Source organism: Paenibacillus psychroresistens (assembly GCF_009728935.1).
GTDB lineage: Bacteria > Bacillota > Bacilli > Paenibacillales > NBRC-103111 > Paenibacillus_AC > Paenibacillus_AC psychroresistens.
This window is the reverse complement of the sequence record NZ_CP034235.1, coordinates 3,408,875-3,427,255: the sequence shown is the minus strand read 5'-3', so window position 1 is coordinate 3,427,255 and position 18,381 is coordinate 3,408,875. Positions and strand designations below refer to the sequence as shown.

The window sequence follows — 18,381 nt, the reverse complement described above, 5'->3', positions numbered from 1 at the left end:
ATTTTGTCCCCCCAGATCATAATCTTTCGATAAACGATGCCATTGCCTTAATCGTACTATGCTCATAGATACTTGTTCCATCTATAGAAATACCATATTCCTCCATGGCTACCTCCAATTTAATTGCAAGTAAAGAATGTCCGCCTAATTCGAAGAAATCGTCATTAATGCCTACCTGATCGGCTTTCAATACTTCCTTCCATATTTGTACCAATAGCTCTTCCATTGAATTGCGGGGAGCCATATATTCCGTTCCGGTTTGCATGCTTCCCTGAGGCTCCGGCAAAGCTTTGCGGTCTATCTTCCCATTTGCATTGAGCGGCATTTCCTCTACTTGCATGAAAAATGTCGGGATCATGTAAACAGGCAGCACTTGAGTCAGCGCTCCTCTCAGTTCACCTACTGCAAGTGGTGTATCTGCCATAAAGTAAGCGCACAAATACAGATTACGGTTTTCGTCTTCACGCGCTATAACTGCCGCTGCTTGTACGAACTCCACCTTCAAGAGTTTCGCTTCCACTTCCCCAAGCTCAATTCGGTAACCGCGGATTTTCACCTGCTGATCCATTCGTCCCAGATATTCGATATTTCCATCGGGTAGCCTGCGAGCCAAGTCCCCTGTTCTGTACATTCGCTCCCCTGCTATAAATGGGTTTTCCACAAACTTCTCCGCGGTCAGCTCCATACGGTTTAAATACCCTCTTGCCAGTCCTGCCCCGGCAATATACAGCTCCCCGGCAATGCCAATCGGCTGCAATTGCGTGTGTTTGTTCATAATGTACAATTGCGTATTTGCAATAGGTTTGCCAATGCGTACTTCGTGAGTGTTTGTTTCCTCCTCTACGGATGACCACACCGTTGTTTCCGTAGGTCCATATACATTGTATAAACGAGCTTTCGTGCTCCTTTGCAAGCTTTCCAGCAGAGTGGCAGGAAATGCTTCTCCTCCAATCAAGATCTCGCTTAAAGGCTTTAAACAGGAGGCATAACCAGAATCAAGCAATAACTGCACTCGCGATGGTGTCATCTGAATCATATCTACCTGTTGACTTAGGATTAATTGGCTTATCGCTTGGGGATCAGCCTGCTGCTCGGCTCCCGCAAGGACCACACGTATGCCCTTGCTGAAAGACAATAATGTTTCAAGGACAAAGATATCAAACGCTATCGTCGTGAGGGACAACATCGTTTTTCCTGTTGTAAAGTCGATTCTCTCGGACATCCCTTGGATAAGATTTACGATCGAACGATGCTCAATCATGACTCCTTTTGGTTCACCCGTTGATCCTGATGTATAAATTACATAGGCCAAATGGTTGGGTCCGCTTGTCGGCTCTACTTTTGAGACGTCTGCATGGTAGGATTGTTCATCTTCCACCACAACCACATTACCGGCAAAGGATACGCGCTGCAGCAAATGGCGATTCAACAGAAGCAGCTTTGCTCCTGAGTCCTCCAACATATAGCGGATGCGTGCTTGCGGATGGTCCGGATCGAGTGGCAGATAGGCGCCGCCTGCCTTGAGAATTCCCAGTATGCCTACTAGCATCTCCAACGAACGCTCCACCATAATGCCCACGATGCTATCCGCTATGACCCCTTTGCTAACCAATAACCTCGCCAACTGATTCGATCTATCATTGAGCTCTCCGTAGGTTAATTGCTGTTCTCCGAATACAACCGCTATATTTTCCGGAGTCCTTGCCACCTGTTCCTCAAACAATTGGTGAATGGTCTTCTCCTCTGGAAATGACGTTTTAGTTGCGTTGAATTCTTGCAGAAGCTGATCTTTCTCCGCCTGCGACAATATTTCAATGGCGCCTAACTGCAGTTGTGGGTTTTCTACTACCGCTCGAACAATCTGGCAAAAATGAAGAGCTAACCGTTCCATGGTTTCTTTCTTGAATAACCGCACACAGTACTCCAAATTACAGTGAATGCCTTCCGACCACTCCGTCGCTTCCAATGTTAAATCGAATTTAGCCACACCTGGGGCAAATTCGTAAGGAGTAAAGGTTAATCCTTGGATTTCCAAAGCGGATCGGTCTACATTCTGCAGATTAAACATCGTATCAAATAGCGGATTCCGGCTCCTGTCCTTCGGCAGATTCAGCTTCTCTACCAGCTGTTCAAAGGGATAGTCCTGATTGGCAAACGCCTGAAGGGAATGACTTTTCACTTCCTGCAATAGCTGCATAAACGTTTTGTCCTGCGATGGGAAATTGCGCATCGCCAATGTGTTTACAAACAAGCCAACCATGGATTCAATATCGGCATGATTTCTTCCGGCAATGGGGGATCCAACCACTATGTCTTCCTGTCCGGTATACTTGTACAGCAGCACATTGTATGCGGCTAATAGAACCATATATAGCGTGCTCCCTGTTTGAGCGGCCAGACGTTTTAAGCCTTCTAGCAGCGGTTTGTCCAACAGGAAGGGGAGCCGTTCTCCTGCATAGCTTTGCAACACTGGCCTTGCATAGTCGAGCGGTAAATTCAAAACCGGAATTTCATCAGTAAATTTGCTTAGCCAATGGTTTTCTTGCTGCTGCATCTTCTCCTGTTGTAGAAAATTCTGCTGCCATACCGCATAATCCTTATACTGGATCCGCAGTTCAGGCAGAGTTTGTCCTTCATACAACGCGACGAATTCACGGATCAAAGCAGCCGTTGAGGAGCCGTCGGTTATGATATGATGCATATCTATAAGCAGAACATGATAATTAGCCGTTATTCGGACCACTTCAGCTCGAAACAGAGGTGCCTTTAATAGATCAAAAGGACGGACAAAATCTTTAATGATGCTTTTCAATTCATATTCGGATGCCTTCCACTGATTTAAAGTGATGAGAGCTTCAGCGTGGATCTCCTGGGCGGGTACCCCTTCAACAAGGATAATTGAAGTACGTAGAATCTCATGTCGTTCAACTAATCCTTGAAAAGCTGTCGCCAAACGCTCCGTATTTAAATAGCCTTCAATTGTAAGCACAACTGGTGTATTGTATTGCAGCCCCTCTTTTTCAAATTGATGCAGAATAAACATCCGTTGTTGGGCAGAGGAAACTGGATAGTGGCGACGTTCTTCGACACATTCTATCTCCGAATAACTGGCTTGTTCGGCTTTCTGAATAAATTGGCTAAGTTCACGAATTGTGGGCGAATTAAAAATCACCTGCATAGGCATGTCTATAAGAAATAGCTGATTTATTTTCAAAGCCATACTTGTCACTAAGAGCGAATGTCCGCCTAATTCGAAGAAATCGTCATTAATGCCTACCTGATCGGCTTTCAATACTTCCTTCCATATTTGTACCAATAACTCTTCCATTGAATTGCGGGGAGCCATATATTCCGTTCCGGTTTGCATGCTTCCCTGAGGCTCCGGCAAAGCTTTGCGGTCTATCTTCCCATTTGCATTGAGCGGCATTTCCTCTATCTGCATGAAAAATGTCGGGATCATATAAACAGGCAGCACTTGAGTCAGCGCTCCTCTCAGTTCACCTACTGCAAGTGGTGTATCTGCCATAAAGTAAGCGCACAAATACAAATTACGGTTCTCGTCTTCACGGGCTATAACTGCCGCTGCTTGTACGAACTCCACCTTCAAGAGCTTCGCTTCCACTTCCCCAAGCTCAATTCGGTAACCGCGGATTTTCACCTGCTGATCTATTCGTCCCAGATATTCGATATTTCCATCGGGTAGCCTGCGAGCCAAGTCCCCTGTTCTGTACATTCGCTCCCCTGCTATAAATGGGTTTTCCACAAACTTCTCCGCGGTCAGCTCCATACGGTTTAAATACCCTCTTGCCAGTCCTGCCCCGGCAATATACAGCTCCCCGGCAATGCCAATCGGCTGCAATTGCGTGTGTTTGTTCATAATGTACAATTGCGTATTTGCAATAGGTTTGCCAATGCGTACTTCGAGAGCGTTTGTTTCCTCCTCTACGGACGACCATACCGTTGTTTCCGTAGGTCCATATACATTGTATAAACGAGCTTTCGTGCTCCTTTGCAAGCTTTCCAGCAGAGTGGCAGGAAATGCTTCTCCTCCAATCAAGATCTCGCTTAAAGGCTTTAAACAGGAGGCATAAACAGAATCAAGCAATAACTGCACTCGCGATGGTGTCATCTGAATCATATCTACCTGTTGACTTAGGATTAATTGGCTTATCGCTTGGGGATCAGCCTGCTGCTCGGCTCCCGCAAGGACCACTCGTATGCCCTTGCTGAAAGACAATAATGTTTCAAGGACAAAGATATCAAACGCTATCGTCGTGAGGGACAACATCGTTTTTCCTGTTGTAAAATCGATTCTCTCGGCCATCCCTTGGATAAGATTTACGATCGAACGATGCTCAATCATGACTCCTTTTGGTTCGCCCGTTGATCCTGATGTATAAATTACATAGGCCAAATGGTTGGGTCCGCTTGTCGACTCTACTTTTGAAACGTCTGCATGGTAGGATTGTTCATCTTCTACCACAACCACATTACCGGCAAAGGATACGCGCTGCAGCAAATGGCGATTCAACAGAAGCAGCTTTGCTCCGGAGTCCTCCAACATATAGCGGATGCGTGCTTGCGGATGGTCCGGATCGAGTGGCAGATAGGCGCCGCCTGCCTTGAGAATTCCCAGTATGCCCACTAGCATCTCCAACGAACGCTCCACCATAATGCCCACGATGCTATCCGCTATGACCCCTTTGCTAACCAATAGCCTCGCCAACTGATTCGATCTCTCATTGAGCTCTCCGTAGGTTAATTGCTGTTCTCCGAATACAACCGCTATATGGTCCGGTGTCCTTTCCGCCTGCTCCTCAAACAATTGGTGAATGGTCTTCTCCTCTGGAAATGACGTTTTAGTTGCGTTGAATTCTTGCAGAAGCTGATCTTTCTCCGCCTGCGACAATATTTCAATGGCGCCTAACTGCAGTTGTGGGTTTTCTGCCACCGCTCGAACAATCTGGCAAAAATGAAGAGCTAACCGTTCCATGGTTTCTTTCTTGAATAACCGCACACAGTACTCCAAATTACAGTGAATGCCCTCCGACCACTCCGTCGCTTCCAATGTTAAATCGAATTTAGCCACACCTGGGGCAAATTCGTAAGGAGTAAAGGTTAATCCTTGGATTTCCAAAGCGGATCGATCTACATTCTGCAGATTAAACATTGTATCAAATAGCGGATTCCGGCTCCTGTCCTTCGGCAGATTCAGCTTCTCTACCAGCTGTTCAAAGGGATAGTCCTGATTGGCAAACGCCTGAAGGGAATGACTTTTCACTTCCTGCAATAGCTGCATAAACGTTTTGTCCTGCGATGGGAAATTGCGCATCGCCAATGTGTTTACAAACAAGCCAACCATGGATTCAATATCGGCATGATTTCTTCCGGCAATGGGGGATCCAACCACTATGTCTTCCTGTCCGGTATACTTGTACAGCAGCACATTGTATGCAGCTAATAGCACCATATATAGCGTGCTCCCTGTTTGAGCAGCCAGACGGTTTAAGCCTTCGAGCAGCGGTTTGTCCAACAGGAAGGGGAGCCGTTCTCCTGCATAGCTTTGCAACACTGGCCTTGCATAGTCGAGCGGTAAATTCAAAACCGGAATTTCATCAGAAAATTTGCTTAGCCAATGGTTTTCTTGCTGCTGCATCTTCTCCTGTTGTAGAAAATTCTGCTGCCATACCGCATAATCCTTATACTGGATCCGCAGTTCAGGCAGAGTTTGTCCTTCATACAATGCGACGAATTCACGGATCAAAGCAGCCGTTGAGGAGCCGTCGGTTATGATATGATGCATATCTATAAGCAGAACATGTCGATTCGCCGTTATTCGGACCACTTCAGCTCGAAACAGAGGTGCCTTTAATAGATCAAAAGGACGCACAAAGGCTGTAATAATGCTTTTCAGCTCATGATCTTCCGCACTAGACTGCTTTAAATAGACAGTTGCATTCGCTTCAATCTGCTGAATAGGCACATTATCCTTCACAGTAACCGAAGTACGTAGAATCTCATGTCGTTCAACTAATCCTTGAAAAGCTGTCGCCAAACGCTCCGTATTTAAATAGCCTTCAATTGTAAGCACAGCTGGTGTATTGTATTGCAGCCCCTCTTTTTCAAATTGATGCAGAATAAACATCCGTTGTTGGGCAGAGGAAACCGGATAGTATGTGCGTTCTTCAGTCAGTTCGATTTGCGAATAACCGGATCTCTCGGCTTGCTGAATGAATAAGCTAAGTTCACGGATTGTGGGTGAATTAAAAATCACCTGCAGCGGCACATCCACTTGAAAAACCTGATTTATTTTCAAAGCCATACTCGTCACTAAGAGCGAATGTCCGCCTAATTCAAAGAAATGATCGTTTACGCCAATTTGTACTATGCTCAACACAAATTGCCAAATCTCCAGTAATTTTTCTTCGATCGGATTAGACGGCTCCTCGTAGACGTTATCCAGCCGAATATTATTCTCAGGCTCCGGCAGTGCTTTACGATCTATCTTTCCATTGGAGGTAAGCGGTAAGTCATCTATCGGCACAAATACGGAAGGCACCATATATCCGGGCAGCTTATCCATTAAATACTCCCGCAGCTCCTGAGATGTCACCGATGGATCAAAAACAACATACGCGCATAAATAAGGAGTACCCTCAATATCTTGCCTTTGTACGACAACTGCTTCTTGTACTTGTTCATGCTTGAACAAGTGGCTTTCAATTTCTCCAAGCTCCACCCGAAATCCGCGAATTTTTACTTGATGATCTTTTCGACCCAAAAACTCCATGACACCAGAAGGCAGCATGCGTCCCAAATCCCCTGTTTTATAGATCATTTCAGCAGAATCATTGAAAAACGGATTCTGTAAGAAAGCCTCCTTAGTCTTCATAGTGTCGTTCATATATCCCCGTGCAACACCGACTCCACCAATATACAATTCTCCAGCCACACCGAAAGGCACTGCGTTTAAATGCTCATCCAGAATATAAAAATAGCTGTTATCCAATGGATTTCCATACGGAATGCTGCTGGACATTTCATCCATTTTCTCGACCAGATAATAGTTCGACCAGACAGTTGCTTCTGTAGCACCACCTAAGCTGATTACTTGGGCATTCGGAAATAAATGCGTTATTTTCTCTGGCAAGGTAACCGGAATCCAATCCCCGCTTAAGAAAACAAGACGGAGATCTAGCGATTTAAAGCTTGAATCCTCCTTTCCGATCGTATTTACCAGATGGTTCATTGTTGAAGGAACGGAATTCCAGAAGGTCACTTTTTCTTTATATAATAGTTGCATCAATTCCAGATGATTTTGTACTTGTTCCTTTCGTGCAACAACGATTTTACCTCCACAGGATAATGTTCCAAAGATATCGTACACGGACAAATCGAAGCACATCGAAGTAATAAACAACAGAGTGTCTTGTCCACCAACTTCGAATCGTTTATTAACCCATGTTACAAGATTAACTGCTGAGTGATGTTTAATCATGACACCTTTGGGCACCCCCGTCGAACCCGATGTATAAATAATATAAGCCAGCTCTTGAGCACTTACAGGGATATTAAGATTACCTTCAGCATAACCAGCATATTGGTCTTCATTTAACTTAAGATTAGTCTCGAACTGCAATCCATATTCCCGATCCGTCAGCAGAGCAGTAATTTCAGCATTCTTCAAAATATAAGTTTGGCGCTCTAGCGGATATTCCGGATCAATGGGTACATAGGCTGCTCCCACCTTTAGGATCGCGAACATCCCGATAATCATTTCGAATCCACGCTCAGCAATTAAACCGATAGAGTTACCCTTTTTCACACCGCTTGCACACAGCATTCTCGCAACCTGGTTTGCTTTTTTATTCAGTGCTCCGTAGGACAGTGACTCCCCATCCATTGTCAATGCAGTTTGATTCGGCGTTCTTTCAGTCTGGGCTTCAAAAAGCTGATGCAGCGTTTGCGTTGAAGCATATTTCACTTGCGTTTTATTAAAACCATACAAAATACGATCGCTCTCAGCCTCTAGCAATAATGGCATTTCCTGCAGCAATTTCGCTGGACTTTCGGCCAAATGCTGGAGGACACGTAGATATAAGCCATAGGCTGTTGCTATTTCTTCATCATAAAAATAATTTTTTGCATATTTGATTTGAATAGACAAATGATTCTGTGCACGGGATACTTCCAAATCAAACAACGTGTTGGTCATTTCGCTTGATTCAAGCTGAATCTTACGATTAGAGCTGCGGATTGTCGTTTGTATATCTATACCCTCCAAAACATGGAAGTCCGTAAAGTTGAATATGGCGTCAAACAATGGATTTATTCCATGGTGCTTGCTTTCGCCAATCTGATTGGATATGTCGACCAGCTGCATATTATGGATAAATACATCCTGAAGCTGTTTTTGGACCTGTTCAAGAAATTCCAAGCCTGATAATTGTCGATCGATGGCAATTCGAAAGGGCAATGTATTCAAAAAACACCCCAAAATTTTCTCTCCATCTTCCATAGCAGGGCGATCGTGTGTTACAAGTCCAGTTACCAAATCATTCTCTGTAGTGAGTATATGCATCATAAAAAGATAAGCGGAAAAACAAATCTCCTTAAGTGTACAGCCATATTGGCGCGTTAATTCATCCAGTGATTGCAATAAGCTTGGCTCCAATTGACTCTGATATATAAAGACTGCTTTATCTTTTCGAACCTGCTTTCCGGCTGCGTTAAATGGAAGCTTGTTCCGTGTATATCCTGCCAAATATTTAGTCCAAAAGTGCTTGGTTTCTGCAGAAGACTTATGGAATTGCTGAATGGCTACATAGTCTTTATAGCTCGCTTTATGAGGTACGATTTCAAAGGTTTCCTCTCGTAGCAAACAACCATATATTTCAACCAATTCTTTATTAAAGGTAGCGACACTCCATCCATCCAAAATCGCATGATGAAAAGATAACACGAAACAAACCTCGCGATCAGTCAGCTGGAATATACCAAGTCGCCATAGCAAATCACCGTTAAATTTGAATTTATCATTTATATCCTTGTACATATACTGCCGAATGAACCATTCTTGTTCCTCTTGAGAAGAAGCCGATATATCCTCCAATTCCAAAACAGGAAGAAGAAGGCGATGTATCATCTGCAGCGGTTCACTAAAGGACTGCAAATGCATTGTTGTGCGCAATATAGAATTCTTTCTTGATAAAATAGAAATAGCTTGCTGTAGGACAGACCAATCAAACCTTGAAAATTCCAACAAATAATAGAATTGATCATGATAGATCGGTTCGTCCGGTTTTAACATTGAATAGAACACCATGCTCTGTTGAATGCCGCTAAGCGGATAATAATCTTCCACGTCCTCCGGCAGGGGGCTGTCTATAGACTCATCCAATATCCGCAGTTTCATAGCTTCAATCAGGGCCATCCCGTCTCTACGATCATCTCCGGCTTGTGGATGATGATGTTCCAACCAGTGTGACAATTCATCAATAGTTGGATACTTGAAAAATTCCATGACTGCTATTGTCGTATTAAATCTTGCGTTTAATTGGCTAATCAGACGAATAACTTTAATGGAATCCCCTCCCATTGCAAAGAAATTGTCATGGATTCCCACCCGTTCACGGCGTAGAACCTCCATCCATACAGCAGTCATGATTTGCTGCGATTCTGTGTTTGGAGCTGAGTATCCATTATCTGATTCACTCGTTCTTCCAGGCTGCGGTAAGGTTTTTCTATCGATCTTGCCATTTCCCGTTAACGGCATATTTTCAAGCTGAACAAAGAAAGCTGGAATCATGTATTCTGGGAGCTCCAGAAGCAGTTGCTGCTTTAGTCTCCCGATAGGTATCTTTTGATTTGCTGAGAAATAAGCTATTAAATCCGTGCTCCCGCTATCATCCTTACAATCTATTACTATACATTCACGGATCTGTTCGACTTGTAAAAGTCTGTTCTCAATTTCTCCAAGCTCAATACGATGCCCTCGCACCTTAACCTGATGATCTATACGTCCGAAATATTCAATATCCCCATTCCCAGTCCATTTGGCTAAGTCACCGGATCGGTATAACCTTTCAGAAGGCTCGTAAGGATTCTGCAGGAATCTTTCACTCGTTAGCCGCTCATTATTGAGATATCCTCTTGCCACGCCCTCCCCGGCAATAAACAATTCCCCTACAACACCTATAGGAACAAGCATTAGCTGCTGATCAAGAATATAACAATGCAAGGTCGGTATTGGTTTTCCAATGTTGCTTGCATTGGACTCTATTTCAGTATCGGTAATTTCTTTATAGGTAACATGAACGGTTGTTTCTGTAATACCATACATATTGATGAGCTTTGTGCGGGTATATTTTTCTTTCCATTGTTTAAGCATTGCAGGCCTCAGTGCTTCACCACCGAAAATTACATACCTTAGCAAGAGCTCGGCTTCGTTTTTTTTGAGCTCCAAATAAATTAAATTATTAAAAGAAGATGGGGTTTGATTAAGTACCGTTACTTTTTCTTTTTTCAGAACTTGTAAAAGTTGCTGTGTATCTTGTGCAACCTGCCTCGAAATCACTATCAACCTGCCGCCAAACAATAAGGCGCCGTACATTTCCCAGACGGAAAAGTCAAAACAATAGGAATGAAATAAGGTCCAAACATCAGATTCGTTAAAATCAAACAATGAACGATCATTCAAAAGCAACCTGACTACGTTATGGTGCTCGATCATGACGCCTTTCGGTCTTCCGGTCGTACCTGAAGTATAGAGAACATAAGCCAGCTCATTAGATTTAGCTGCTATACCCAGATTTGCACATTCACCCTTAAATAGATTTTCATCATCAATAAAAAGAATTTCACCTGCTATGGATGCTTTCCCGCTAAATTTTTGTTGAGTTGCTAATAGGTAAGCTCCACTATCTTTGAGTATAAAATCAATCCGGTCTTGCGGATGCTCGGGGTCAATTGGTAAGTAAGCACCACCTGCCTTGAGAATTCCCAGCATACCGACTATCATTTCCAACGAACGTTCCACCATAATTCCCACAATACTTTCGGCTTTAACCCCTTTAGCTACCAGCACTCTCGCCAATTGGTTCGCTCGCTCATTGAGCTCGCTGTAGCTAATTTTTTTATCTAAAAACACTACTGCAATATTATCAGGAGTCTTGCTTGTCTGTTCTTCAAATAATTCATGAATCAACTTTTCCTGCGGATAATTTGCACCCGTATCGTTGAACTCTTTTAATATTTTCTCGCTCTCTTGTAGAGTAAGCAGCGCTAATTGCGATAGCGGCTGGGTTCGATTTTCGGACACTTCCTCAAGCATATGCCTAAAATGCCCGGTCAACCGCTCTATCGTATCCATTTTGAACAAACGGCTGCTGTATTCCAGCTGGCAGTGGATTTCTTCCGCTTCTTCCGCCACACTCAGCGTCAGATCAAATTTCGTGACCTTGTTTTCAAATTCATATGGATTTAATGTGATATTTTCCATTTGGATGTCTGACCGATCTGTATTCTGCAACACAAACAGGGTATCAAACAAGGGATTTCGGCTCATATCCCGGCGCAGCGCCAGCTTCTCCACCATTTCTTCAAATGGGTAGTCTTGGTTTGCATACGCCTGCAAAGCATTCTCCTTCACCTCTTGCAGAAACGCCTCAAATGTTTTATGCCCCTCCGCCTGGTTTCGCATCGGTAGCGTATTGACGAACATGCCTATCATCGGCTCCAAGTCCGCATGCGATCGACCTGCGATAGGCGATCCCACTATGATGTCTTCTTGACCGGAATACTTCGATAGAAGCACCGAATAGACGGCCAGCAATACCATATACAGCGTTGTTCCCGTTTCTGCCATAAGGCGGTACAAGCGCTCCTTCTCTTCTTTTCCGATCGTAAAGTCGACGCGGTTCCCCTCAAAGCTTTGGATAGGCGGTCTTGGATAATCCGTGGGCAGGTTCAGTATGGGAAGCTCTCCCGCAAATGTTGTGAGCCAATACGCTTCCTGCTGCTTCATCCCTTCACCCAAGAATAAAGCATGCTGCCAGGCCGCATAATCCTTGTACTGTATGCGCAATGCCGGCAGCTCTTCCCCTGCATAAAGCGCTGCGAATTCTCGGATGATGACACTCATGGACATCCCATCGGAAATAATATGATGCATGTCGTAGAGCAGGATATGACGCTCGGCATCCAATTGCAGCAGCCCTACCCGCAATAATGGCGCTTGGCTGAGATCAAAGGAGCGGATGAACTCTTTCACAATCGCTTCTATTTGTCCTTCTTCTGCTTCCCTGACGTCCATGCGAAATTCCACATGCGGATGGACACGCTGAATCGGTTCCCCTTCCTTCCATTCAAACGAGGTACGCAGCGATTCGTGCCTTTGAATCAACGCTTCAAACGCCGCTATCAATCGCGCCCGATCCAAGTGGCCCTCCATCGCCAGGACCCCTGGCATATTGTAGCTCGTCTGTGTCCCTTCAATTTGATCCAGGATAAACAGCCGCTTCTGCGCCGAGGAAACCGGATAAAACGCTTGCGCGGGTATCGGTTCAATTGCGGCATATGCGCTGGTTTTCAACCCCAGGATATAGGCTCCCATCGCTTTCACGGTCGGCCGTAGGAACACTTCCTTTAACGGTACCTCTACGTTCATTTCCTTATGGATGCGCGAGATGAGGGTTGTGGCTTTTAAGGAATGTCCGCCCTGTTCAAAAAAGTCATCTGCAATCCCCATTCGTTGGACACCCAATACCCCCTGCCAAATGTTTACCAAGGCGGCTTCCAGTGTGTTTCTAGGTGACTCGTAAACTGTGTTTATATTGATATATCCTTCGGGAGCCGGTAATTTCTTGCGATTCAACTTTCCATTAGGGGTTAGCGGCATTTGCTCCATTTGCACAAAGAATAATGGAATCATGTATTTCGGTAAAACACCTGATAAGTAACTTTTTAGTTCATTTATATTCAATTGCTCGCTGGCAGTAAAGTAAGCACATACATATTTGGAATTGTCCTCCTCTTCGCGAGCGATAACCGCCGTTTCCTGTATAGATTCATAAGCATTCAAAGCAGCCTCGACTTCACCTAATTCAACCCGGAAACCACGGATCTTTACTTGATGGTCTATACGACCCAAGTACTCGATATTACCGTCAGGCAACCATCTTGCCAAATCACCTGTTCGATACATCCGCTGTTCATGTTCAAATGGGTTATCGATAAATTTTTCTGCAGTTAACTCCGGTCTGTTCAGATAGCCTCTGGCTAGACCCTTACCCGCAATGCAAAGTTCCCCACCAACTCCAACCGGCAGTAATTTGAAATTAAGATCAACGATATATAAGCGTGTATTGTAGATTGGTTTTCCAATAGGGACAATTTCCAAGCTTATGCTTGTCGAACAATCATAATGTGAAACATCCACTGTCGCTTCCGTTGGGCCATACAAATTGAATAGTTTGGTGCCATTCCATTGCTGAATCAGCCGATTAAAGGTTCTTACCGCTAATGGACTTAATGCTTCCCCGCTTGCGAATACTTGTCTTAAAGAGATAATATTTGCTGTTTGTTTGGTTTGTTCAATATGATTCAAAAAAGCGTTCAACATGGAAGGAACAAAATGAAGGACAGTGATATTATGTTTTTCTATTGCACGAATGATTAACTGGGGATCTTTTTCTTCGTCTGATCCTAAGAAATATACGCTAGCCCCGGTCCATGACCACCAAAATAGCTCCCATACGGATACATCAAATGTAATTGGCGTTTTTTGCATAATCACATCGTTTGCTTGCAATGGATATTGTTCTTGCATCCAATGTAAACGATTAGCAACAGAGTGATGCTCAATCATAACGCCTTTCGGTTTCCCCGTCGTTCCTGAAGTATAAAGAACATAAGCCAAATGATTAGATTTGGTTACTGCTTCCAGATTTGCGCTTTCGCCCCTATATAGATTCTCATTATCAATGAAGAGTGTTTCTTGCTTAAAGGAAATTTTCAAATTAAATTTATGTTGGGTTAATAAGATGTCGCTGCCACTGTCTTCCAGCATAAAGGCAATCCGCTCTTGTGGATATTCCGGATCAATCGGCAAATACGCCCCGCCAGCTTTAAGAATGCCCAGGATGCCTACAATCATTTCAATGGAACGATCCACCATAATGCCCACGATGCTGTCTGCTTGAACCCCTTTTGCTCTTATCACTCGGGCGAGCTGGTTTGCACGTTCATTGAGCTCTTGGTACGTCAGCTGCTGCTCTCTGAATACCACCGCTACATGATGGGGTGAACGCTCTACCTGTTCCTCAAACACCTGGTGAATCGTTTTCTCCTGAGGATAGGTGGCTTCCGTTGTATTGAAATCCACGAGCAATTGTTTGCTTTCCTCACTTGAAAGAATACTTGTTTTATTAATGGGCTGGGTAATCGTTCCACTAACAAATATCTGTAAAATACGGGTATAGTACTGCATTAATTGATTGGCCATTTTTTCTTCCATGACCGTTTTTAAGACAATACTGCCTTGGTTTAGCGTGGTAGATACGGTGAAATCCAGCAGCGTATTCGTTTTCTCGTAACCGTCTACAACCAACAAATTCTCGGCAATCTCTTTTCTTTCAACCTGATTGTATATATGGAAATCCACATAGTTAAACAAAGTATCCAATATGGGATTCCCGTCATGGGCACTCTCTCCAATGCCCTTTACAATTTCAAATAAAGAGAGACGGCCAAATAACTTGAGCTCCACCTGTTTGGCTTGTACTTTTTTTATTAAATCATGCCACGACATTTCCGCTCCGATTACCATTCGAAATGGAACCGTATTTAGATGGCAGCCTAATATTTTCTCCCCGTCTTCGCAGACCGGTCTACTGTTCTCTACCGATCCTACAACCAAATCATTTCCATATGAAATCATATGTATCGTGTACAAATACGCTGTAAAACAGAGGGTTTTTAGTGATGTATCGCACTGCTGTGCCACTTTCCTCAATGCCTTAATAAAATCAAGCTCCAGGGGAAAGGTAACCATACTTCCTTTATTATTTTCCTTTGCGTACACGGGCAGTTCTAAGCGTTTATAGTCCTTCAGTTCCTCTTTCCAATATTGAATCATCTCCGGTTTATTTTTTATCGCCATTTGTTCGGCAATAAATTCTCTGTAGCTGCTCTTTAAGGGGACGACCTCCACGCTTTCCCCGGCTTTCATTCTGAAATATACATTGACCAGTTCTGTCATGAAGGAGGCCACGCTCCAGCCATCCAATATGGCATGATGAAAAATCCAGCATATGCACACATGGTCCGCGTTTAGTGGAATTAGCTTCATTCTCCATAGAGGGGCAGCATGCAGCCTAAAAGGCTGTTTCCGATCCTCCGACAAAAACACGGTAATTTCGCTTTCTTGTTCATCCGGTTTTAAATGGGAAAGATTTAGTTCATCGATCACGGCTTTTCCCGCATAGTGAACGATTTGAATGGGCTGGCCATATTCTTCCACATGAAAGCTTGTCCTTAATATGGGGTGTTTGGCTACCATAAAGGACAATGCTTGGTTAAGCGTTTCGGCTGAAAAGCTCAGATCCTTGACCTGATAAACAAATTGATCATGGTACATCGCTTCTTCTGGAAACCGTAAGCTATGAAAAATCATTCCTTGTGCAATATCGCTCATCGGATACAGATCCTCCATATCCAACGGCAATTTTGACTTGTATGACGGGTTCTCCAGTATATCTTGCTTTAACCTGATTAATTCTATTTCTACGGCATGCTGCTGTTCATGATCAACTGCCTGCTCCGTACGCTGCTGCATGAACGCTGCCAAGAACCTAATCGTCGGATACTGATATAACTCTCTGATTTGGATATTCCATTCAAACCTTTTATTGATAGCGCTCACAAGCCGGATGCTTTTTATAGAATCGCCGCCTAAATCAAAAAAAGGATCGAGCACACCTATTGGGTCAACGCCCAACACGTCTTGCCAAATTTCAGCCAATTGTCGTTCAAATTCGTTCTGCGGCTCTTCGAATAAAGTCCCTGTGACCCTATACCCACTCGGTTCAGGTAGCGATTGCTTATCGAGTTTGCCGTTAGCGGTTACTGGCATTTTCTCCAGCTGTACAAAGTGCGTTGGAATCATATAATCCGGCAGCTCCTGTGACAGATAGTTCCTCAGGGCAGCTACAGTCAGCGCCTGATCTCCCACTAGGTAGGCGCACAGATACAGCTGACCGTCTTCGTCTTCCTTCGCCAGGACCACACTCTCTCGAATAAGCGCGTGAAGCTCCAGCCGGTATTCAATTTCTCCCAGCTCGATGCGATGTCCGCGTATCTTAACCTGATGATCGATGCGTCCCACATATTCGAGGTTGCCATCCGGCAGCCACTTCGCCAAATCGCCTGTCCGGTACATCCGCTTCCCCGGTTCGAATGGATTCGCTACAAATTTCTCCGCCGTCAGCTCCGGACGGTTCAGATAGCCTCGGGCTACGCCTTCTCCGCCTACAAACAGTTCCCCTGCCACCCCAATGGGCATGAGGTTGCCCGTATGATTCAGAATGTACGTCGTTAATGTGGGAATGGCTTTCCCGATATCCTTCAAGTTAGCTTCCATTTCACGGTCGGTTATTTCCTTATACGTGACATGTACGGTCGTTTCCGTGATGCCGTACATATTAATCAGCTTGGTTTCCGGGTATCTCTCTCTCCAGCCCCTTAGTTTCGCCACACTCAGTGCTTCGCCGCCGAATATGAGGTTGCGGACGTTGAGCTCCTTGTTAGCCGTGGCTAACGCCTCCTGCATTAAACTGTAGAAGGCCGTTGGCGTTTGATTCAAGATTGTAACCTGTTCCTTTTTGAGCAGCTGCACAAATTGCTTCGGATCCTGGGCAACTTCCTTAGCCACTATAATTAAAGTCCCCCCGTACAACAAAGCCCCGTACATTTCCCAAACTGAAAAATCGAAACAGAAGGAATGGAAGAGTGTCCATACATCATTCGCCTTGAAGTCAAATGGCATTTGGTCATTGAATAACAGACGAATGACGTTGCGATGCTCAATCATCACTCCCTTGGGTTTACCTGTTGTTCCCGAGGTGTAGATAATATACGCCAGATCATCGGGACAGGTAAGTGAAGGAAGGTTATCGCTTCTTCCCTTCCATACGGTTGGATCAGCTACATCGATCCACTCTCCGGCATAAGCAATCCGCTTCATCAAGGGCTGAGGGGCGACTACAACCTTCGCTCCGCTGTCCGCCAGCATAAACGCAATCCGTTCTTGTGGATAGTCCGGGTCAATCGGCAAATACGCCCCGCCTGCTTTCAAAATCCCCAGGATCCCGACAATCATCTCGAGCGAACGTTCAACCACTAGGCCCACGATACTGTCCGTTTCGATGCCTTTTGCTCTTAACAGGTAGGCGAGTTGGTTCGCACGCTCATTGAGCTCTTGGTAGGTCAACTGCTGCTCTTTATATACAATCGCAATACTATCCGGAGTTTTGTTTACTTGATTTTCGAAAGCCTGATGAATGGTCATATTTCTTGGAAAACTCGTTTGGGAAGTATTAAAAAAATCATATATCCTCTTTTTTTCCTCTATAGATACTATATCAATTTGCAACAAATCAGTATTGGGTTGTGTCATAACAGCATTGAGATAATTATTAAAATGTAAAATAATCCGGTTTATAGTTTCTTTTTTATACAATCCACTATTATATTTTAAATTAAGTGTTATTTCCTGATCTGTTCTAGAAAACATAAAAACTAGATCTGCCCACGTATTCTCGATACATTCTGTTTCATGGATATTATCAAGTGTAACCCATATTTTTGTATTCAAATGAATATTCAATATTTCTGCAATTTTTGATAGTAAAATATTTTGATTATCGTTGGCTTCTATTATTATCAGATTTATGTGAGTTAATAAGTCTATAAACGATTTGCAGGTGTCAAGTTGGACTCTTAACGGTAGAATATGATCTTTAAGCAATAAATTTTCATCAGCTTGCTGTTTAAACACAGGCATTCCAAATACAACATCCTGATTTCCGGTATATCTATCTACTATGCCAGCTACACAAGCCAGCAAAATTATAAATAAACCCTGATTTGAATGATTGCTTATAGATAACATTTTTTCTGATACTTTGGATGGAAGAATACAATTTATGCTCTCTAAATTATAATTTACGTTTGAAGGGTAGCTAAAATCGGCAGGTAGACTGGCAAAAGTATAGGTCCCGTTTAATTTATTTAACCAATACTCTTTTTCTTTCTCAAACCTTCCACTAGACATCATTAGATTTTGCGTATATTTATCAATCATTCAATAATCCCCCTTTTTTT

General features: G+C 43.8%; 1 protein-coding gene. It reads right to left on the bottom strand.

Annotation, left to right across the window (positions count from 1 at the left end):
- Window positions 1-16: 16 nt before the first annotated feature.
- Window positions 17-18,361: a non-ribosomal peptide synthase/polyketide synthase gene (locus EHS13_RS15260; protein ID WP_155701163.1), complete on the bottom strand. Its 18,345-nt coding sequence runs from the start codon at window positions 18,359-18,361 to the stop codon at window positions 17-19.
- Window positions 18,362-18,381: the final 20 nt, after the last annotated feature.